Origin of the sequence: Planktothrix serta PCC 8927, assembly GCF_900010725.2 — a bacterium.
GTDB lineage: Bacteria > Cyanobacteriota > Cyanobacteriia > Cyanobacteriales > Microcoleaceae > Planktothrix > Planktothrix serta.
This window is the reverse complement of sequence record NZ_LR734880.1, coordinates 58408-78238: the sequence shown is the minus strand read 5'-3', so window position 1 is coordinate 78238 and position 19831 is coordinate 58408. Positions and strand designations below refer to the sequence as shown.

The following is a 19831-nucleotide window of genomic DNA, read 5'->3' as shown; positions in this document are numbered from 1 at the left end:
TTTACTATTACCCGGCATGAGCGACTTGCATATTTCTTGGACAGAATACCACCAAAAAATTGAAACTTTAGCGACAAAAATTTTTCAATCTCAATGGCAATTTAATCAAATTGTCTGTTTAGCAAGGGGAGGATTACGAGTTGGGGATATTCTCTCCCGCATTTTTGAACAACCGATGGCGATTTTAGCGACATCATCCTATTATGGAGCCGGGGGTAAAGTTCGAGGTGCGATTAAAATTGCTGAACACTTAACCATGACGACGGACACCTTGGGGAGTCAGGTTTTATTAGTAGATGATTTAGTGGATTCTGGGATTAGTTTACAAGAGTCTATCGGTTGGTTGAAATCTCGTTATCCTCAGATTCAAGAGATCAGAACTGCTGTTCTCTGGTATAAAAGTTGTTCGGTGATGGTTCCTAATTATTATGTCGATTATCTGGCAGATGATCCCTGGATTCATCAACCCTTTGAATATTATGAAACCTTGAATTTGTCAGCGTTGGAACATCAAAGTTAAGGAAGGGGTAGGGAGAAAAAGACAGTCAACCGTCAACCGTCTGTCATAGATTGTAAAATCTTAATTTTACCCCCAGAAAATATTTGATTTTTTTAGGTATTGGGGGAGGACAATTTGAAAATCTTGTGTTATCTTAAAAATCGTAAACACTGAACGAATCAAACCGTTTAGGGAGCCAAGGAGGTGATGCCCATGATTGAAGGTAGTAAACCCATGGGTCACCGGATTGGAAAATGCCGGCTGCGTGCCGGGGCTGTCCTCTAGTGCCAAGTCTGTGTTCTTATAGGACACTTGCTGACCTAGATAACCGGACTCATTAGAGTGATCTTCCGGCAGTCAGGTTCTAATCCAGGAGACCCGCTAGACCGCTCTCACCCGATCTGCGATAGCAACTGCTAAAGCAAATCCTGGGTGAGAGCGGATAGTCGTTTTAATTAAATTATAGTTTGTTGTGATTCTACATCAGCCAATGGTAGCACTACTTAGTAATAGCCAAATTCAACAACTTGCTCCTCAAGTCCCTGACTGGACAATTGAGGGACAACAGTTAAAATTAGTCAAACGATTTAAAGATTTTATTGAAGCGATTGAATTTGTGAACAAGCTGGTTGAACCCTCTGAATTGGCTGGACATCACCCCGATTTAGAAATTTCCTATAACAAAGTCACAATTATCCTAACGACTCATGACGCTGGGGGTTTAACTGAAATGGATTTTACCTTAGCTCAAAAAATTTCAGCACTCAGTTAATTATAAAATGGGTGGTGATTTTTGGGAGTCAATGGTGTCAGTTGAGAGCAACTTAATCTTACAGCGTTAACAGTCAGAGGGAAGTGGAGCGAAAGTGCTGAATGAAAATAATTTTTGAGAAACCTGAATTGTTCTATAACTTCGATGAGCAAGCCGAACTGATTGAAAAACTGCTCGATATTGGTACGGCTCTGTCTGGAACTCAAGATTTAAGTTCGCTGCTGAATTTAATATTAACAAAAAGTCGGGAAATTACTTGGAGTGATGCCGGGAGCGTTTATCTTCTCGATCACAGTGATAATACATCAAAATTGGTGTTTAAAGTTGCACAAAATGCGTCTTTACCGAATTTGTCTTTTAAAGAATTTGCCATCCCTTTAACGCCTCGAAGTTTAGCCGGATATGTGGCTTTAAAAACCGTTTCATTAAATATTCCCGATGCCTATAATTTACCGGAACATGAACCTTACCAACTGGATCGCAGTTTCGATGAAAATATTAGTTATCGTACCCGTTCAGTTTTAGTAGTTCCGATGCAAAACCGCAAAGGGGAAGTGATCGGGGTGCTACAATTGATTAACCGCAAAGTTAACCCCGATGTGACGATCACGGCTGAAAATGCGTTAGAAATGACGCAATCTTATTCTAAATGGGAAGAACGAATTTTGCGATCGCTCGCCTCCCAAGCCGCGATTTCAATTGAAAGAAATCACCTGCAAGAAAGTATTGAACATCTGTTTGAGGGGTTTGTTAGAGCGTCTGTACAAGTGATTGAAGCTCGTGATCCTTGTACCTTTGGCCACTCGGAACGAGTCGCAGAATTAGCAGTCCGTTTAAGTCAAGAAGTTAATACAATTCAATCAGGTTCCTTAGCTGCAATTTCTTTTAGTGATCGTCAACTTCAAGAACTTCGCTATGCGGCATTGTTACATGATTTTGGAAAAGTGGGTGTTCCTGAAGCCATTTTAACCAAACCGAAAAAACTCTATCCTCGTCAATTAGAGGTCATCCGTCATCGATTTGCCTTAGCGCAACGCACCTTAGAATTAGAAACTACCCAAACAAAATATCAACATTTATTGCAGCATTCTGCCCAAAAATCTGCGGACGCAACTGAATGTCAATTTTGCCAATCTCTGCCAGAATTAGATACAAAATTATCAGAATCAGTTGCTAAATTAAGCCGATATTGGAAAATTTTATTAGAAGCCAATGAACCCAGAGTTTTAGCGGAAGATCCTTTAAAACAACTGCGGGAACTGGCTCAACTAACCTACCGAGATTTAGACGGAGAAATGAAACCTTTATTAACTCCTGAAGAAATCAATCAATTGTTAGTTGAACGAGGGAATTTAACCGCAGAAGAACGAGAAATTATTGAATCCCATGTTAGTTATACCTATGGATTTTTAAAACAAATTCCTTGGACAAATGATTTAAAAAATGTTCCGACGATTGCTTATCGACATCATGAAAAATTGGATGGAACTGGATATCCCCTAGGGTTAAAATCAGAGGAAATTCCCATCCAAGCTCAAATTATTACGATCGCAGATATTTATGATGCTCTAACGGCCGGAGATCGCCCTTACAAAACCGGATTACCTACGGTTACGGCTTTAAAAATTTTACAACAAGAGGCAACTAAAAATACAATTAATGTTGATTGTTTAGAACTGTTTCAACAACGAAGAGTCTATGAAGTATTAGGACATAGTATTGATGTGGTGATGGAATTAGCTTAAAACCTAGATCAGCGAATTTGAGTTACAAGTTCAAGCTGAATCCCAGAAACAATAATATTCCTATAATATTATCATCTAAATTTAGACGTGAGCAACTTAAAAACTATGGTAAACTCTCTCTATGAAAATGATTTTCAACTGTGGATAAATTCAACGATTCAACAGCTAAAAAATGGTGAGTTTGACTCCATCGATTTAGAAAATTTGATAGAGGAATTAACAAGTTTGGGAAAATCAGAGAAGAATGCGTTAAAAAGTAATCTCATGATCTTATTAGCTCACTTGCTTAAACTCCAAGTTCAATCGGATGCTCCAGAAACTATGAAGATCAGTTGGTATAATTCAGTCATTGAACATCGTCAGCGAGTTTTAACTCATTTAGAAGATACACCGTCTTTAAAAAATTTTATTCCCGAAGCAATGGATAAAGCTTACCCTCAAGCTCGTAATTTAGCCATAAAAGAAGGCAAGTTTGCTGCTTTGGGTGTGCGTATTCCTGGTGAAGGTGAATATCCTCTGACTTGCCCCTTTTCCATTCAGCAAATATTAGATGAAGACTTTTATGGATGATTCAGATATAATTTTGATCCTGCTCTATTATCGTTGAATACTACGCGGATCAAGGGCATCTCTTAAGCCATCTCCTAATAAATTAAAGGCTAAAACCGTGAGAATAATTAAAATTGCGGGGGGCCAAATTAACCAAGGTTGTAACACTAAAATTGAGGCGTTTGTAGCAGAAGAAAGTAAATTTCCCCAAGAGGGATCAGGTTGTTGAATACCTAAGCCAATTAAACTTAAAACCGATTCTGAAATAATAAAACTGGGAATCGATAAGGTAGCAGAAATAATCAGATAGGTTGCGGTTTGGGGTAAAACATGACGAATAATAATATATAAAGGATTAGCCCCAATTGCCCGCGCTGCTTGGACAAATTGTTGTTCTTTAATCGATAAAACTTGCCCTCGAATCACTCGTGCTAACCCAGCCCAACTAATAAAGGAAATAATCACCACAATTAATAGAAAACGTTGACTACTGCTTATTTGTGGGGGTAATACACCTACTAATGCCACTAATAAATATAAACCCGGAATTATCATTAATACTTCAATAATTCGCATAATAAAAGTATCTAACCATCCGCCAAAATAGCCAGAAATTCCCCCAAAAATCATTCCTAACGGGAAAGAAATCAAAATTCCAACTAATCCAATCGTTAGGCTAATACGACCTCCAAAGACAATCCGACTAAACTGATCTCTGGCTTGTTCATCGGTTCCCAGTACGTTAATTTGTCCGGCTCCTATTGTTCCGAATAAATGCCGATCAAAGGGGATAATTCCTAAGATTTTATAGGGTTCTCCCTTAACAAATAATCGCAGGGGACTCGGCTGACTTCTATCTACATTAATTTGACGTTTTCCGGTTTCAATATCTACCGGGCCTTGGGTTGTGGGATAGACATGGGGGCCGATCCATTGCTGTTGTTGGTTATACCAATAAATTTGAGTCGGGGGGAGTAAGGAAGCGTTTAGTTGCGATTCATAAGGACTATAAGGAGCAACAAAATCTGCTGCAATTACTACTAGATAAAATAGCAGTAAAATTCCGGCTCCAAATTGAGCTAAAGGATTGGTTTTGAGTCGTTGCCACCATTTCATAGTTTAAATTTTCACTCAAAATAATACGGGAAAAACTTGTACAATTGTGTCTCTATTTTTTTAATTTTACACCTTCAAGCGTTCCTGTTCAGCTAGAGATAAGGTTTCTGTTGAGGTTAAATCGGCGTCGGGATCTAAGGGATTATAAAAGAATGAACCCGTTTGAGGGGGTAAAGTTGGATCAACAACAACTTCAATAATACTCTTAACCACCCCGGCTATGGGAATTGCCAGAATAAATCCTAATAATCCGGCAACTTTTCCTCCTAATAATAAAGCACTGAAAATAACCACAGGGCTTAATCCGGTTAAATCTCCCATAATTCGAGGGGCAATAATATTATCTTTCACTTGTTGAATAGAAACGGCAACGGCTAACACTTGTAAAGCCATCCACCAATCAATAAAAGCCACAATTAGGGTGACACTTCCAATCCCTAATGTTGCCCCGACAAAGGGAATAATTTCCAGCAATCCTATCACAACAGCAAATAAGAGAAAATAGGGAACTTTTAGCATTAAGAAGGCGACGGTTAAGGTGGCGGCCATAAAAATTCCCTGCAAGGTTTGTCCGAGAACAAATTTTTTCAAATTTCGTTCTAAGGAAAAGGTTAAAACCTCTCGAATTTGAGGGGATAAAATAGTTATCAAGAGCTTCCACAACCGTTCCCCATCTAATAACATATAAAAGGCAATGACTAAAATAAAAATCAAGTCAAAAAACCAGTTAAAAGTTCCTAGAACTAAGCCTAAACTTCCGGTGAGAATCGGTTCAATAGTTGATTGAATCCGAGACAAAAGTTGCTGTTGTAAAATTCCAACATCAAAGGGTAATTTTCGTTCAACACTCCAGAGTTGAAATTCCGCTAACTGTTGCCGTCCTGATTCGATTAATTCCGGTAATCGAGTTATTAATTGTCGTCCTTGATTGAATACAGGGGGAAAAAGTGTTAAAGCAATAATCACAAAGCTTAAGATAGCAATTAAATACACTAAAGCGGCGGCAATTCCTCGCGGAATAAAGCGTTCTAATTTGGCGACGGCATAATTAAGAAGAAAGGCAATTAATCCAGAGGTGACTAATATACTGATTAATTCACCCACATAACCTAAAAATAGAAAGCTTAACCAACCCACCACTAAAATCAGCAGAGAAGTGAGTAAACGACTTTGTAATGGCGAAAAATTAGAATTCGTCATGGAAATCATTGAAAATTTAAAATATAAAGTAGTTTACCCTATTTTGGGATAGATGACCTGATGGGAATTAAAATTGAATGCTTCAAAGATTAAACGGCGATCGCATCCTCTGCGGTTTGATCATGTTCGACCACGAAGATATTGGCGTGAAGGTTCGCCAGAATTTGCTGACCTTGCTGAGTTAGAGATAAATACCGTAAGCTATCTTTGATATAGGGATAAGCGCAATTCCAGTAAAATTGAGGGTAATTTCTTCGCAAATCTCCGGGGTTATGAAAACCTACTTTTTGATTAAATCCGGTTTCCTCAAATTCATAAAATAAGGCACTAATTTTTCTGAGATAGCGAGCATCACTCAATTGACCAATTAAATCCGCCGCCCGCACTAAACCGGGATAATGAATAGTATCTTGATGATCGGATTTTTGAGGAACCGGAAATCGAGTCAGTTCAATATTAAATTGAATCACCTCTGCATTAATTAAAGGATGTCCGCCAAATCGTTCCTGAATAAATAATTTAGCGCGATCAACATGATAAGGCGTTAAACTGGCATCCGTACATCCAAAGGGCAAATTGACTATTTTTCCATCACATCCTGTGGCATAATATCCCTCTCGATCTTGACGACAAACACCCTTAACATAACCAATATCATGACAAACGAGAGAAATAATAAAATGCAGCCAATCTTCACTAGAAACCCCACCTTCGCGGATGTGTTTTCCTCGTAAAATTTCCTGACCGACTAACGTGACCATAATCGTATGTTCAACATCATGATAGAGGGCATCACTATTAGCAATATTTTCTAATGCCATCCCTCCCGCCCAGGCAACAATATCTCCATAATTGAAATGAAATCCACCATAGGTATGATGATATCCTGACCGGAGTTGTTCAACAAAGGTATCAATTAACAGTTGAGTTGTATTGAAAATCATAGGACATCTCGTGGCACATATCGAGGTTTTGAGGGGGGAGAGAAACGGGTGATCACCGTTTTTCCCCCTTGTTCATTCTTCTAGCATAACCTGTCCTAATCTGTCATTTTTTTGGGGAATGTTAATTTTGACTCATTCTTGATAGAATTTCTCTAATTATCAATTAAAGCCGATTAACAATTGACCTGTGAATAGGGGCCTAAAATAACCACCGATGAATCCTCTCAACAAACTAACACAACTTTTGGCAAAATTTAAGGATTTTTTTACCCCATTTGTCGAATTTTGTCAATCTAATGGGATTATTTTTGCAGTAACAATGGGGGTACTAAGTCGCAGTATAATTCTCTTGGCTTTTTTCGTTATTGCCCCCTTTTGTGCAGTTCTTTCTGAACCTCAAGCAGTAAAAGCAGAGTGGGGATGGGAGGTTTTTTCGGCTTGGGATAGTTCTCTTTATCAGATAATTGCGACGTCTGGATATGAAGTCATTAATCATACAGAACCGGGCGGAAATGTAGCCTTTTTCCCCTTATTTCCGTTATTAATTCGAGGATTAATAAATTTAGGGTTGCCCTTTGAATTAGCCGGAATTCTAATTAATAATTTAGCGTTTTTTGGGGCTTTAATTTTACTCTATCAATGGGTGGAAACAACGAATAATATTCAAGCCGCACGTTGGGCAACGGCAGTATTAGCTTGGTGTCCGTTATCGATTTTTGGGAGTGTGATTTATACGGAAGGTTTATTTTTATTTTTGAGTATTGCTGCTTTACGAGCGTTTGATTTAGAAAAATATCCTCAAGTGATTTTATGGGGAAGTTTGGCAACGGCAACTCGCATTACAGGACTAGCTTTAATTCCGGCTTTTCTGATTACCTCTTGGCAAAAACGAAAACCTGCGATCGCCTATTTATCCGGCTTATTAAGTGGCTGTGGATTACTCTTTTATAGTCTCTATTGTGGGATTAAATTTAATAATCCGATTGCCTTTATTACCGTTCAACATACCCAATGGCAACGTCAAACTGGATTTGATAGCCAAGGATGGTTAAAAATGATTATGCAAATTTTAATCGGTTCTCAAAATTGGAAAAAAGGAGCAATTGTTGATCCTTGGCATCCTCTCCTGGTTATAATTATTGCTATAATAGGTTATCTGCTTTGGCGATATCGTCATCAATTAGGAGATGCCAAATTTGATTATAGTTTCTGTCTTTTACTCTTAATTTTATGGCTCATTGCAGGTGATCCCTTATTGAATACAGCGATTATTTTAGGAGGAGGTTATTTACTCTGGTATTTACGCCATGAACTCAGTTTAGTGGCAGTAAATTATGGCTTTTGTGCGTTAGGTTTATTGTTAGCCTCTGGGGGAACAATTTCTCTGAGTCGTTTAGCTTATGGGATTGTTTCTATCAGTTTAGCATTAGGGGTAATGCTTTCCCATTATCGCCGTTGGGGTTATGTCACCTTGGGATTTTTTAGCCTTTTACTGATTAGTTTTTCAGTTCGCTTTGCTCAACATCTTTGGGTAAGTTAATTATTAATTTGATGGAACAACAATGATATGATATAGCAATCCTAAATAGGTTGTAATATCTTAGGGTAGGGGTTGGGTCTCCCAACCCTCTTGGCACCTGGGTTGGGAGGGACGCCACCCCTACAGGTTTTGATCAGCAATCATTTAGACTTGCTATATAAATCTAAGTAACTTTAAAGGGAAAATGATCATGCACACCCCAAATCAGAATAAAAGTCAATTTCTTTTCCGCTTATTCCTCACTTCCACATTATTGACGCTAACGCCAACTCTCAGTTTTGTTCCTCCAACACTAGCACAAAGGCAATTAGACTTTGCGACCCAAGGTTGTCGAGGCGTTCCCCAAGAAGCCTATTTTCTAACCGATAATTATCATATTAATATTTGTCAAGGACAATCAGGTTTATTCATGGCGGTGAGTTATCGAAATGGACAACTTTTTGATCGACTTCCGGTACAAAAACAAGGCGATAATTATCAAGGAAATTCTCAAAATGCTTTCTTTCAAGTCAACTCCCGAACCTTTACTATTCAACCCAATAATAATCAAAGACCGATCACAGAACGGGTATTGAGAATGCAAGGAGATCAAAGACCTCAAGAATCAAAAGTTACGGGAACTGTAACCTATCGTCAACGCATTGCATTACCCCCAAATTCGACGGTTGTGATTACATTACAAGATACAACTCGCTCAAATCGTGCGCCGAGAAATATCGCTCAACAAACTATTCCCTTACGCGGTCAACAGGTTCCCATTCCTTTTTCTTTGATTTATAATCCGACTGAAATTCAACCGAATGGGGTTTACAGAATTCGGGCGGAAATTTATGTTGAGGGGCGATTAACTTGGGCTAATACGAATCAAGATCGGGTGATTACTCAAGGTAATCCTAATAATATAGAAGTGATTGTACAACCCGTTAATTAGAGCATTTGGGGTGTTATGACGAAGTATATTCTCCTAAGTTTTGGCGGGGAAGAATTTGACGCACCGCTTAAATATGGTGAAAAAATTAAACCCTCAGTGCAATTTGATGTTTCCTTAATGGGATTAAGAAATATTCTATCTTTACTGGAATATTTACACATTCGCGCGACATTTTTTGTCACGGCAAATTTTGCCCTCCATCATCCTGAATTGATTGAAGCGATCGCTAGAACTCATGAAATCGCCTCTCAGGGTTTTTATTAAACCGTTTAGAAAAATATTTAGTTTGGCTAAAACAACAAGCAGAATTTACAACCATTTCCGACTGGATGAAGCAAATTAAAAGCTAAAAACATGAGCGTTTATCCTTTAAAAATTAAGATTAATCCTGTTATAATAGCAATAATCATTAGTAGTTTGATTTTATTGGCTTGTAGTAGTTTACGTCATGCTTTATTTCAATCTAATGCTTATGATTTAGGAATTTTTGATAATGGGGTTTACTTAATTAGTCAAGGACAAGAACCCTTTGTCTCCTTTCGAGGATTACATATTTTAGGAGATCATGCCGCCTATATTCTTTATATTATTGCCTTATTTTATAAAATTCACCCCGATATTCATTGGTTATTTGCCATTCAAGCGATTTCCCTCTCCCTCGGTGCGTTACCAACTTATCAGCTATCTTTACAAGCAGGTTTAAAAGAAATTCAAGCTCAAACCTTAGCCTTTGTTTATTTGTTATATCCTTTAATTTTTAATGTTAATTTATTTGATTTTCACCCAGAAGTTATCGCTTTACCTGCGATTTTATATGCAGTTTTAGCTGCTAGAAGCAATAATATTTTAGGGTTTATCGTCTCAATTTTGATTATTTTAGGTTGTAAAGAAGTTTTATCTTTATTATTAATAGCGATGGGAATTTGGTTATTAATATTTGAGAAAAAATGGCCCTATGGTGCGATCGCCATTTGTTCAGGACTATTCTGGTTTTTCCTATCTACAGAATTCATTATTCCCCACTTTTCCCAAGCACCCCCCATCGCCGTTGGAGTTTATAGTTTCCTGGGAAATTCTCTCGCCGAAATCACCTTAAATATTCTCTTAAAACCCGGATTAGTTTTAAGTAAAATTTTCACCTTGGCCAATTTAGAATACCTAATTTTACTCTTAATTCCCTTAATTTGGGGACTATCGTGGCGACATTTAACCCCCCTAATTGGCGCAACACCGATTTTATTTTTAAATCTGTTAGCCGAAAATCCGCAAATGAAGAACTTAACACAACAATATTCCCTCCCTATTTTGCCCTTTCTTCTATTAGCAATTATCGCTAACTTAGCCACCGGAGGAGGATGGTTTAAACACCAAAAATGGATTATTTTATGGTGTTTAATTTCCTTTTTTGCCTTAGCTAAATATGGTTATTTTACCTCTAAATATTTAACAACCCTCAATAATTGGCAAGCCACACGGGAAGCCCTCAGCTATATTCAAACTCAGGATAACGTATTAACAACAGATAAAATCGCCCCCCACCTTACCCATCGTCCGCTCCTAGAGTTAGCCATTCAAGGACGAGAACAAACCGATTTAGAACCCTTTCAATACGTCTTATTAAACCAACGTCACCCCGGATGGCCGAGTTCTCCCGAATTAGTCACCGGATTAGTAAAACGTCTACAAAAACACCCTCATTTTCAATTAAAATACCATCAGGATGATGTTTGGTTATTTGAACAATCCTCTGCTTTAGAACAATTGCAAAAAGCCCATAAACCGGGTTTATAATTCTTCGTGTCTTTGTGCCTTTGTGGTTTCTCTTACAATACTTCATAAGAAGATCAAAGGAAAAATCACTTAGATTGTGCTTGAGTTCCTTGTTTAACCTTAGAAATTTCACTTCTGAGAATTTCTAACCCTTTAAGATATTGAGGATCATCCGTTGTTCCCACTTTAGTCCGATCTTTTCTTAACTCATCTCGCTCTGCTTCAGTGAGTTCAACTTTAACATCCGGTTGAATCCCTTCATGGTTAATATCTCGACCACTGGGAGTAAAATATTTAGCAATTGTCACCGCTAAACCTGAACCATTTCCCACGCCGATCACCGACTGTACTAACCCTTTTCCAAAGGTTTTTGTTCCCACTAAAAGTGCCCGTTTATTATCCTGTAATGCACCGGATAAAATTTCACTGGCGCTGGCTGATCCACCATCCACTAAAACCACTAACGGTTTATTCGTTAAAGCTTGATTATTTGCCCGTTTACGATCAGTTTCCCCTTGACGATCAACGGTAGAAACAATATCACCTTGATTCAACCACATTCGGGCAATTTCAATGCTAGAATAGAGTAAACCCCCAGGATTTGAACGCAAATCTAGGATATAACCGACAACATTTTGTTTCTCTAAATCCTTAATCGCTTCCCGCATTTCTTCGGCGGCATTTTCACTAAACGTATTTAACCGAATATAACCAATATCTCCCGTAGAACTGGGATTTTTAGAGGCACGAACCGGATGAATTTCAATCCGATCGCGGGTAATTACAAAATCTAAGGGTTGCTCACCGCGTAATATTTTAATATTCACCTTAGTTCCCACAGGCCCCCGAATCAAACTCACCGCGTCATTAATATCCATTCCTTCGGTTGTACGGCCATCAATTTCGGTGATAATATCTTGCGCTTGAACTCCGGCGGTAAATGCAGGAGAATCTTCAATCGGCGAAATCACAATTAATTTTTTCGTCTTTTCATCTTGGGTTAATTGAATCCCTACCCCGGTTAGTTGCCCGGAGGTATCAATTTTCATATTTTTGAATTCTTCGGGGTTCATGAAGCGCGTATAGGGGTCATCGAGCTTCTTCAACATTTCCCGAATGGCGGTGTAAGCCTGTTCGTCGCTGGTGTAGCTACGGTTTAAATATTCCGTTCTAATAGCTGTCCAGTCCACTTGATTAAAGGTTCCATCCACATAACTTTTATGGATCACCTGCCAAACTTCATCAATTAACTTCTTGGGACTTTCCCGAAAAGAAGCTTGACTCGAAAGATGAATTCCCGCCCCTGCAACTGCTACAGCCGTCAACATTACTGCCGTTGCACCAAGAACAAGCCCACTTCTTGAAATAACCATCTGTTTGCTGAACCAGAAAATATAAATTTCAATATCAATACGCCCAATGTAGCATAGGTTTCGGGTTTCGGTTGACGGTTGAGCGTTGACGTCCCCCGTAGCCCCCCCAGGGCTATTTCAAAGTCGGATCTAAAATGCGATCGCTGCTCAGAAGAAAGGGCGGGTTTAGGGAGATAATTACTAATCATTAAAGCTCGTCTCGGAANATTTTTTCCACAACAAAATGTAGGGGCGGGTTCTGTAATTATCTTCAATTCTAACCAATAATCTGACTAAACCCGCCCCTACGGTTTAATTGTTGATTATTGCTCAAATGCGATCGCATTTTTTCAACAACAAAATGTAGGGGCGGGTTCTGTAATTATCTTCAATTCTGAGCAATAATCTGACTAAACCCGCCCCTCAATAGAAATTAGCTATCCCTCAAGGCTCAACCCAACGGCCATCCGTTTTGATTAAGTTAATTAATTCTTCTACCCCTTGGGTTTCTGGAACTTTTTTAATTTCCTCTCGACCGCGATACAGGGAAATAAAACCCGGTTGTTTGCCAACATAACCATAATCAGCATCGGCCATTTCTCCGGGGCCATTAACAATACATCCCATCACCGCAATATCTAAACCCGTTAAATGTTTAGTCGCTTCGCGGACTTGATGCAACACTTCTTCTAAGTTAAATAAAGTGCGACCGCAGGACGGACAGGCGACATATTCCACCATCGTTTTCCGCAGTCCTAACGCTTGCAGAATACTATAACAAACGGGAATTTCTTTTTCAGGCGCTTCGGTTAAAGAAACCCGAATAGTATCGCCAATTCCTGCTGCTAATAACGTCCCAATTCCGGCCGTTGATTTAATCCGACCATATTCTCCATCTCCGGCTTCTGTTACCCCTAAATGTAAGGGATAATCCATCCCTAATTCATCCATCCGTTTCACCATTAAACGGTTCGCCGCTACCATCACCGGAACCCGTGAAGCTTTCATAGAAATAACAATATTCTGAAAATCCAAAGATTCACAGATTTTAATAAATTCTAACGCCGATTCTACCATGCCTTCTGGAGTATCCCCATAAGTAAATAACATTCTTTCGGCTAAAGAACCATGATTTACCCCTATTCGCATCGCTTTCCCTTGATCACGCAAAGAAACCACTAAGGGTTCTAAAGTTTGCCTAATTTTATCACCAATTTCATCAAATTCAGATTGAGTATATTCGGTGCGATCGCTTTTAGGTTTTTCAAATACATATAACCCTGGATTAATTCGCACTTTATCTACATATTTTGCCACTTCCAGAGCAATTTTCATCCCGTTATGATGAACATCCGCCACCAAAGGAACAGGTTGATAAGTTTCCACTAATTTCTGTTTAATTTTGCTAACGGCGGTAGCATGACCTATACTCGGAACTGTCACCCGCACAATTTCACAACCGATTTCATGCAGACGACGCACCGCCGCCGTCGCTCCTTCAATATCCAGCGTATCTTCATTAATCATCGATTGGACAACAACGGGATGACCCCCTCCAATGGTAACAGTCCCCACCTGGACGGGACGGGTTTGGCGACGGTGAATCATCGTATCCACCGGGGTTTGATCGGATGTAGGTTGGGTTGGAACAGGTAAAGTTTGCATGGTTAATAATAGATTTATCTCAATAAGCGATCAGAATGGTGTCTCCTATTAACTAATAGATTGCCATAAAAGGGGCATTTATGGAATTCTCATTGCGGATAATCAAGTCGCTTAGGCAGGAAAGGCGGAATTTATTCTACAATTTAAACTAGGCTTAACTTAATTTATCCTAATTGTTACAGAAGGTTTAACAATGTTGTTAGAACTAAATCGGATCACAGTTCCCCCCGGACAAACCGTATTCTTGAATAATATTACTTGGCAAGAATTTGAAACCCTATTAGAAGAATTAGGCGAACATCGTTCATCTCGAATTGCTTATGCAAATGGAACCTTAGAAATTATGACTCCTTTACCTGAACACGAATCTAGTAAAGAATTAGTGAGTGATTTAATTAAAGCGTTACTAGAAGAACTCGATATCGAATTTTTTCCTTTGGGTTCTACGACTTTCAAAAATCAACTCATGCAGCAAGGAATAGAACCCGATAACTGTTTTTATATTCAAAATGAAGCCTTAGTCATAAATAAAAAACGATTAGATTTAACGGTTGACCCGCCTCCAGATTTAGCCTTAGAAATTGATATTACTTCCCGTACCCATCCTTATATTTATGCCACGTTAGGTGTTCCCGAACTCTGGCGGTTTGAAAACAGCATCTTAAAAATTTATATTTTGCAAAATGGAGACTATCAAAAAACACAATACAGTCCCACATTCCCCAATTTACCCTTAACGGATATTCTTCCTCAATATTTACAACAAATTCAAACATCAGGACGAAATGCCACTATGAAACAATTTAGAACCTGGATCAAAACTTTGTCAGGTAATCCATCCTAGCGCCAGCACCTCTATTTTTTTTATTTATAACCCCAATCAATTAAAATGAAACCAGGGATTGCACCAAGTCAGAGGGAATTGAAAGATCCATGTACATGAATGATTATCTCAAAGACAAACAAGCCGAGTTTATTCATCGCCTCAAGAATGGATTAAATAGTTTACTCTGTTATGAAAGACAGGGAATCTATGGAGAGATTAAAACCCTTTCGGGTCAGGACTTAAACCCCATTCGTCAACACGCTTGGGATATGGTTAGAAAATATCGCAAAGCTGACCCGCAAGTGGTTTTCAGAAATACGATGATGGGGAAACTTGGAGAAGAAATCGTTAAGAAATATTTAGGGGATTTTATCGGTAATATTAACTATGAAATTATCCCAGAAAGTGGCGATGGTCGCATTGATCTCCGTATGAGTACGGATTATTCGATCGGAATTCAAGTAAAAACTCGCTATAGTTCTCCAACAATGGCGCAATGGTGGGTGAGTTGGGAAGAAATTACTAAAAATCAAGCTATTGTTTGTATCTTAATTTATTCTAATTCTCAGACTATTGTTAAATTTGATGAGTTTAAATCTGATTATTCTGCGATTATTGCAGGTTTCCTTCCTGCTCGTTTACTTCAGAAGCGCATTGAACAAAAAGAAATCAGTTTAGAATATTATCAAAATCACAGTATTGTTAAATTGCAGATTAATGACTTACATTATGGCGACGGTCTAAGAAATTTCTTAAAAGGCTTAACCAATAATCCTGATTTTTACCTAGAATCTGGGTTGAATTGTGCCGAACAACAGGAAGATTATATTTCAGCTATTAAAAACTATACGAAAGCACTACAACTAAAACCCACTTATGCAGATGCTTATCACTATCGCGGAATTGCTTATTTTAAATTAGGTCAAAAACAGGCAGCCATTGATAATTTATTAGATGCTTCCGATTTATATTCTAAACAAGGGAATATTAATGCAGTTCAAGAAATTAATGTGATGCTTAGAGATGCTCAAAAAATCAATGAAGCTCTCCCCACACTCCCCCAATGGAATTGTATCCAAACTATAAAAGCACATTCAGCTAATATTTTTTGCTGTACTATCAGCACCAACGGTCAAATTTTAGTCACTGGAAGTAAAGATAAAAGTGTTAAAGTTTTAAATCCTCAAACTGGAGAACTGTTACACAGTTTTTTAGGACATCAAGATCATATTTATGCCGTTGCTATTAATCCCAATCAGTCCTTAATAGCCAGTGGCAGTTGTGATAATACCATAAAACTCTGGAATTTAAAAACCGGAGCATTAATTAAAACTATTAAGGTTCATTCCCATTATATTACCAGTTTAAAATTTACTCCCGATGGCGAAAATTTAATTAGTGGAAGTTGGGATTATACCGTGCAGTTATGGAAAGTCGCCACCGGAGAAAACCTGAGAACTTTGTATAAACATTCTGGCGAGGTTGATTGTGTCGATATGACTTCCAATTGGGATTTTATTGTTAGTTCGGGAAGGGATAAACGAGTGATTATTTGGGATTTAAGAAATATGAAAATTTGCCGAACTTTAATTCAACGATCTTATATCCGCTCTTTAGCCATTAGTCCCAATAATCAATTTATTGTCACCAGTAGCGATGATGGTAAACTCTTTATTTGGAATTTGCAAAAAGGTCAACTCCTCCGCACGTTAAATCACCATAAAAATTGCGTTTATACCGTTGCTATTAGTCCCGATGGTAATAGAATAGCCAGTGGTAGCTCTGATCAAACAATTAATATCTGGAATTTACATACTGGAGAATTAATTGATAGTTTAAATCCTCAAGGCGGTGCAATTTATTCCGTTACTTTTATTACCCCCGATGGTCAGACTCTCGCTAGTAGTCATGGAGATGGAACAATTAAAATTTGGCAACAGAGTTAGGGGATTAAAACAATACCTTCGTCCATAAGAGATTGGAACCACAAAGACACGAAGACACGAAGAAAGGAGGAACCCTAGTTAAAAAAATTAGGATGTAAAGTTTAAATTTGCCAACTTCAACCATTAATACCCTGAACTAAAGTTCGGGCTAATAGCTGAAGTCATCTAAAGATGACTAAGACTGTTCTTCATTAACCCGTTTTAACGGGTTTTCCCTTTGAGCCTGAAATTTATTTCAAGGCTTTTAACACTCCTAAAAGTAGTAAGCCCTTCAGGGCTTTCTTCCCTAGACTTAGCAGCAAAACCTAACATCAATAACAATAAATTTAATTTATTAGTGTTAAGTTTAGGGGATGAAGCCCTGAAGGGCTTACTACGAAGTCGGGGGATGAAGCCCTGAAGGGCTTACTACGAGGTTATTCTTGATTCATTTGAGCATCTTTGACGGCGGCAAAAAATAGAAACACACCTAATGGAATACTCAAGGCTAAAATAATACTGGTGGTTAAACTTCCGAGTTGGGGAACTCCCGAAGAAAGTTCAAAAACTGAACCGACTGCGGCGATCGCAGCCACACAAGACCCTAATAACAAAACCATGCTTTTTGGAGTGCCAACCATGTCGAATTATCCTATATTATTTAATGGGTTTAACAGCTTTGGGTGAGAATTTATGTTTGGCTAACTCTTCATTTAATGCCAATTGATTCTCGACTCGATCTACAAATAAAACCCCATTCAAATGATCTAGTTCATGTTGAATAGCGCGACCTAATAATTCCGTAGCGCGAAGGGTTCGAGGTCTGCCATTTTCATCTTTAAATGATACTTCTACCACGTCCGGGCGAGTCACATCCATATACACCCCCGGAATACTTAAACAGCCTTCTTGAAAGGGTGAAATTTCAGCACTGCTTTTAATAATCGTGGGATTAATTAATACTAATGGCGGGTTAGCAGCGTTATCGGGTTCGCAGTCAATGACAATTACCTGTTTATTAACGGCGACTTGGGGCGCGGCTAAACCAATACCATCCGCACTATACATGGTTTGTAACATCTCCCGCACGAGTTTGCGAATTTCATCATCAATTCGGGAAACTCGTTTAGCCTGGGCTCTTAAGGCGCGATCGCCTAAATAATGGATCTCAAAGGGCGGTTTTTCTAACTTTTTCTTTTCAACTAAAACTTGTGATGTCATGGAAAGGTTGCTCTTAACTTCTAAAACAATATGGTTCTTCTTTTATCTTAATGGATTTTAACAATTAAAAGAGGGTTGGTGCGTGCGCTGCGCTTACACACCCTACAGAGATCGCTTGACATTGGGCGATCGCTGTGCTAGGGTCGTAGAGACGAACATATAAGTTTGATCAAAACACCCATGCCAGTTTCTAATCGCTATTACTTTTATTTTTGGTGTAGCACGGTTCACAGAGAGTGAATCCATCGGTGTATGGAAACTCCCCAGTGAACCGCAGAAACAAAGGCTGCGGTTTTTTAATGGTCAACAATCTCGGCTTTACAGCAAAACAGCAATGACAATCTTTACTCAATCTTACTTTTATGGCTTTTATTTTTGGCCCCGAATAGGTTCTGGGTAAAGTTTGCTGCTGTTTTCACGAACGCCAAGCCCGGAACCTCAAACAGGTTTCGGGCTTTTTAAATGCTTACGGTTTCAACGAACAAAAAAGGAGAATTCCCATGTTAGACGCTAAACTGGTTTCTAAAACCCATCCTGAACATCAAACGGTGATTAATATTTCTGATACTGTGACTGTCGGGGGTCAAGGGTTATTAATCATTGGTGGCCCTTGTGCGGTGGAAAGTTTAGAACAAATGGAACAAGTCGCCCGCCATCTGGCTCATACTTCCGTACAAATGCTGCGAGGCGGTGTGTTCAAACCTCGGACTTCTCCTTATTCCTTCCAGGGTCTAGCTTTGGAAGGACTTCATATTTTAAAGGGTATTAGTCAACGCTATAATATTCCCGTTGTGACGGAGGTGATGTCTATTGAACAAATTGAACCTGTGGAGAGTTATGCGGATATGCTGCAAATTGGAAGCCGGAATATGCAGAATTTTGAATTATTAAAAGCGTTAGGAAAAGCGGGTAAACCAATTTTATTAAAACGGGGTTTAGCGGCAACTATAGAAGAATTTGTTATGGCTGCTGAATATATTTTAAGTCATGGCAACCCTAATGTAATTTTATGTGAACGGGGTATCCGTAGTTTCGATAATTTCACCCGCAATGTGTTAGATTTAGGGGCTGTTGCTGCTCTCAAACAGTTAACCCATTTACCTGTTATTGTTGATCCATCTCATGCAGTGGGAAAACGAGAATTAGTTGAACCTTTAGCCAAAGCTGCTATTGCTTGTGGGGCGGATGGATTAATTATTGAATGTCATCCTGAACCGGAAAAATCCGTTTCTGATGCTAGACAGGCTTTATCTTTAGAGGATATGGCGGAGTTGGTTAATCATTTACGTCCCGTTGCGGTGGCTGTCGGACGAGAGATTCTTCAGGTTGAATCTCCAGTGATGGCATTAGTATAATTTTAGTAGAGACGTGCCATGGCACGTCTCCATCCATGAACACAATCGTTTATAAATATTAAAACCCATGACTGTTGAAATCAAAGTTCCTTCTATGGTATGTCAAGCCTGCGCCAATACTGTTACTAAGGCGATAAAATCCTTGGATGATGAGGCGGATGTGCAGATTAATTTAGACACAAAAATGGTCAATATTAATGGTAAACCTTCGGAAACAGATATTAAAGAAGCGATCGCCTCCGTTGGTCATACCGTAGAGGGTTGACTGTTGGGGGTTGGGGGTTGACTGTTAACTGATTTCACTTATCAGAAAAATGGGTTTAAAACCTCGTCCTTCTAGGACGACTTTTTATTAAGATCAATAACAAAACTACCGAACTACTGTGGTTTTCTGTTAATATGTTACTGGTTGTAAAAAGAC

Annotated in this window: 20 protein-coding genes; 12 read left to right on the top strand and 8 right to left on the bottom strand. The window is 38.7% G+C overall.

Annotated elements, in window-relative coordinates; translation table 11 throughout:
* The first annotated feature begins 16 nt into the window (after positions 1 to 16).
* From PL8927_RS22705 to PL8927_RS22690, 4 genes are all read left to right on the top strand, one after another.
* Positions 17 to 520: a phosphoribosyltransferase gene (locus PL8927_RS22705; RefSeq protein WP_083625739.1), complete on the top strand. Its 504-nt coding sequence runs from the start codon at positions 17 to 19 to the stop codon at positions 518 to 520.
* Between the two features lie 469 nt (positions 521 to 989).
* Positions 990 to 1271, top strand: a complete 282-nt coding sequence (locus tag PL8927_RS22700) for a 4a-hydroxytetrahydrobiopterin dehydratase (protein ID WP_083625738.1) — start codon at positions 990 to 992, stop codon at positions 1269 to 1271.
* Between the two features lie 101 nt (positions 1272 to 1372).
* Entirely contained in the window at positions 1373 to 3016 is a 1644-nt protein-coding gene (locus tag PL8927_RS22695; RefSeq protein ID WP_083625737.1) for an HD family phosphohydrolase, read from the top strand.
* A 105-nt stretch (positions 3017 to 3121) separates the two neighbouring features.
* The gene (locus PL8927_RS22690) at positions 3122 to 3586 is read left to right on the top strand and encodes a DUF29 domain-containing protein (RefSeq protein WP_083625736.1); all 465 of its coding nucleotides are present in this window, start codon (positions 3122 to 3124) and stop codon (positions 3584 to 3586) included.
* A gap of 27 nt (positions 3587 to 3613) precedes the next feature.
* On the opposite strand, the gene PL8927_RS22685 is transcribed toward PL8927_RS22690, so the two are convergent.
* The 3 genes from PL8927_RS22685 to PL8927_RS22675 all read right to left on the bottom strand — a co-directional run bounded on the left by PL8927_RS22685 (position 3614) and on the right by PL8927_RS22675 (position 6825).
* Complete coding sequence (locus PL8927_RS22685; protein WP_083625735.1) at positions 3614 to 4681, bottom strand: ABC transporter permease; 1068 nt, start codon at positions 4679 to 4681, stop codon at positions 3614 to 3616.
* A gap of 66 nt (positions 4682 to 4747) precedes the next feature.
* Entirely contained in the window at positions 4748 to 5881 is a 1134-nt protein-coding gene (locus PL8927_RS22680) for an AI-2E family transporter (protein WP_083625734.1), read from the bottom strand.
* Positions 5882 to 5970: 89 nt separating this feature from the next.
* On the bottom strand, positions 5971 to 6825 hold the full coding sequence (locus tag PL8927_RS22675) for an Npun_R2479 family HD domain-containing metalloprotein (protein WP_083625733.1): 855 nt from the start codon (positions 6823 to 6825) through the stop codon (positions 5971 to 5973).
* Positions 6826 to 7039: 214 nt separating this feature from the next.
* Between PL8927_RS22675 and PL8927_RS22670 the strand changes: the two genes are divergently transcribed.
* The 4 genes from PL8927_RS22670 to PL8927_RS22655 all read left to right on the top strand — a co-directional run bounded on the left by PL8927_RS22670 (position 7040) and on the right by PL8927_RS22655 (position 11087).
* Positions 7040 to 8365 carry a mannosyltransferase family protein gene (locus PL8927_RS22670; RefSeq protein ID WP_156093295.1) on the top strand — a complete coding sequence of 442 codons (1326 nt, stop codon included), beginning with the start codon at positions 7040 to 7042 and terminating at the stop codon, positions 8363 to 8365.
* Between the two features lie 190 nt (positions 8366 to 8555).
* On the top strand, positions 8556 to 9296 hold the full coding sequence (locus PL8927_RS22665) for a YbaY family lipoprotein (protein ID WP_197047519.1): 741 nt from the start codon (positions 8556 to 8558) through the stop codon (positions 9294 to 9296).
* A gap of 15 nt (positions 9297 to 9311) precedes the next feature.
* Complete coding sequence (locus PL8927_RS22660) at positions 9312 to 9560, top strand: polysaccharide deacetylase family protein (protein ID WP_083625731.1); 249 nt, start codon at positions 9312 to 9314, stop codon at positions 9558 to 9560.
* 90 nt (positions 9561 to 9650) lie between these two features.
* A complete protein-coding gene (locus PL8927_RS22655; protein WP_083625730.1) occupies positions 9651 to 11087 on the top strand; it encodes a DUF2079 domain-containing protein in 1437 nt (478 codons plus the stop codon).
* A 65-nt stretch (positions 11088 to 11152) separates the two neighbouring features.
* On the opposite strand, the gene ctpC is transcribed toward PL8927_RS22655, so the two are convergent.
* Complete coding sequence (ctpC, locus tag PL8927_RS22650; RefSeq protein ID WP_197047518.1) at positions 11153 to 12439, bottom strand: carboxyl-terminal processing protease CtpC; 1287 nt, start codon at positions 12437 to 12439, stop codon at positions 11153 to 11155.
* Positions 12440 to 12862: 423 nt separating this feature from the next.
* Complete coding sequence (gene ispG, locus PL8927_RS22645) at positions 12863 to 14083, bottom strand: (E)-4-hydroxy-3-methylbut-2-enyl-diphosphate synthase (RefSeq protein ID WP_083625727.1); 1221 nt, start codon at positions 14081 to 14083, stop codon at positions 12863 to 12865.
* Positions 14084 to 14276: 193 nt separating this feature from the next.
* Here ispG and PL8927_RS22640 point away from each other — a divergent pair, with 193 nt between their 5' ends.
* Positions 14277 to 14927, top strand: coding sequence for a Uma2 family endonuclease (locus PL8927_RS22640; protein WP_083625726.1), 651 nt, complete (start codon positions 14277 to 14279; stop codon positions 14925 to 14927).
* A 95-nt stretch (positions 14928 to 15022) separates the two neighbouring features.
* Complete coding sequence (locus PL8927_RS22635; protein WP_231506118.1) at positions 15023 to 16855, top strand: WD40 domain-containing protein; 1833 nt, start codon at positions 15023 to 15025, stop codon at positions 16853 to 16855.
* Positions 16856 to 17271: 416 nt separating this feature from the next.
* Here the strand turns inward: PL8927_RS22635 and PL8927_RS22630 are convergent, their stop codons facing one another.
* The 3 genes from PL8927_RS22630 to PL8927_RS22620 all read right to left on the bottom strand — a co-directional run bounded on the left by PL8927_RS22630 (position 17272) and on the right by PL8927_RS22620 (position 18301).
* Positions 17272 to 17475: a hypothetical protein gene (locus PL8927_RS22630; RefSeq protein ID WP_083625724.1), complete on the bottom strand. Its 204-nt coding sequence runs from the start codon at positions 17473 to 17475 to the stop codon at positions 17272 to 17274.
* Positions 17476 to 17491: 16 nt separating this feature from the next.
* Positions 17492 to 18055, bottom strand: a complete 564-nt coding sequence (gene def / locus PL8927_RS22625; protein WP_083625723.1) for a peptide deformylase — start codon at positions 18053 to 18055, stop codon at positions 17492 to 17494.
* 102 nt (positions 18056 to 18157) lie between these two features.
* Complete coding sequence (locus PL8927_RS22620) at positions 18158 to 18301, bottom strand: hypothetical protein (RefSeq protein ID WP_156093294.1); 144 nt, start codon at positions 18299 to 18301, stop codon at positions 18158 to 18160.
* Positions 18302 to 18555: 254 nt separating this feature from the next.
* On the opposite strand from PL8927_RS22620, the gene aroF reads away from it, so the two are divergent.
* Both aroF and PL8927_RS22610 read left to right on the top strand, forming a co-directional pair.
* The gene (gene aroF / locus PL8927_RS22615; protein WP_083625722.1) at positions 18556 to 19410 is read left to right on the top strand and encodes a 3-deoxy-7-phosphoheptulonate synthase; all 855 of its coding nucleotides are present in this window, start codon (positions 18556 to 18558) and stop codon (positions 19408 to 19410) included.
* Between the two features lie 67 nt (positions 19411 to 19477).
* Positions 19478 to 19675, top strand: a complete 198-nt coding sequence (locus PL8927_RS22610; RefSeq protein ID WP_083625721.1) for a heavy-metal-associated domain-containing protein — start codon at positions 19478 to 19480, stop codon at positions 19673 to 19675.
* Positions 19676 to 19831 lie beyond the last annotated feature (156 nt).

Bases quoted from the DNA above. Each gene is read 5' to 3' on its own strand.
- PL8927_RS22705 (WP_083625739.1), top strand. From the start codon at position 17: ATGAGCGACTTGCATATTTCTTGGACAGAATACCACCAAAAAATTGAA.
- PL8927_RS22700 (WP_083625738.1), top strand. From the start codon at position 990: ATGGTAGCACTACTTAGTAATAGCCAAATTCAACAACTTGCTCCTCAA.
- PL8927_RS22695 (WP_083625737.1), top strand. From the start codon at position 1,373: ATGAAAATAATTTTTGAGAAACCTGAATTGTTCTATAACTTCGATGAG.
- PL8927_RS22690 (WP_083625736.1), top strand. From the start codon at position 3,122: ATGGTAAACTCTCTCTATGAAAATGATTTTCAACTGTGGATAAATTCA.
- PL8927_RS22685 (WP_083625735.1), bottom strand. From the start codon at position 4,681: ATGAAATGGTGGCAACGACTCAAAACCAATCCTTTAGCTCAATTTGGA.
- PL8927_RS22680 (WP_083625734.1), bottom strand. From the start codon at position 5,881: ATGACGAATTCTAATTTTTCGCCATTACAAAGTCGTTTACTCACTTCT.
- PL8927_RS22675 (WP_083625733.1), bottom strand. From the start codon at position 6,825: ATGATTTTCAATACAACTCAACTGTTAATTGATACCTTTGTTGAACAA.
- PL8927_RS22670 (WP_156093295.1), top strand. From the start codon at position 7,040: ATGAATCCTCTCAACAAACTAACACAACTTTTGGCAAAATTTAAGGAT.
- PL8927_RS22665 (WP_197047519.1), top strand. From the start codon at position 8,556: ATGCACACCCCAAATCAGAATAAAAGTCAATTTCTTTTCCGCTTATTC.
- PL8927_RS22660 (WP_083625731.1), top strand. From the start codon at position 9,312: ATGACGAAGTATATTCTCCTAAGTTTTGGCGGGGAAGAATTTGACGCA.
- PL8927_RS22655 (WP_083625730.1), top strand. From the start codon at position 9,651: ATGAGCGTTTATCCTTTAAAAATTAAGATTAATCCTGTTATAATAGCA.
- ctpC (WP_197047518.1), bottom strand. From the start codon at position 12,439: ATGGTTATTTCAAGAAGTGGGCTTGTTCTTGGTGCAACGGCAGTAATG.
- ispG (WP_083625727.1), bottom strand. From the start codon at position 14,083: ATGCAAACTTTACCTGTTCCAACCCAACCTACATCCGATCAAACCCCG.
- PL8927_RS22640 (WP_083625726.1), top strand. From the start codon at position 14,277: ATGTTGTTAGAACTAAATCGGATCACAGTTCCCCCCGGACAAACCGTA.
- PL8927_RS22635 (WP_231506118.1), top strand. From the start codon at position 15,023: ATGAATGATTATCTCAAAGACAAACAAGCCGAGTTTATTCATCGCCTC.
- PL8927_RS22630 (WP_083625724.1), bottom strand. From the start codon at position 17,475: ATGGTTGGCACTCCAAAAAGCATGGTTTTGTTATTAGGGTCTTGTGTG.
- def (WP_083625723.1), bottom strand. From the start codon at position 18,055: ATGACATCACAAGTTTTAGTTGAAAAGAAAAAGTTAGAAAAACCGCCC.
- PL8927_RS22620 (WP_156093294.1), bottom strand. From the start codon at position 18,301: ATGGATTCACTCTCTGTGAACCGTGCTACACCAAAAATAAAAGTAATA.
- aroF (WP_083625722.1), top strand. From the start codon at position 18,556: ATGTTAGACGCTAAACTGGTTTCTAAAACCCATCCTGAACATCAAACG.
- PL8927_RS22610 (WP_083625721.1), top strand. From the start codon at position 19,478: ATGACTGTTGAAATCAAAGTTCCTTCTATGGTATGTCAAGCCTGCGCC.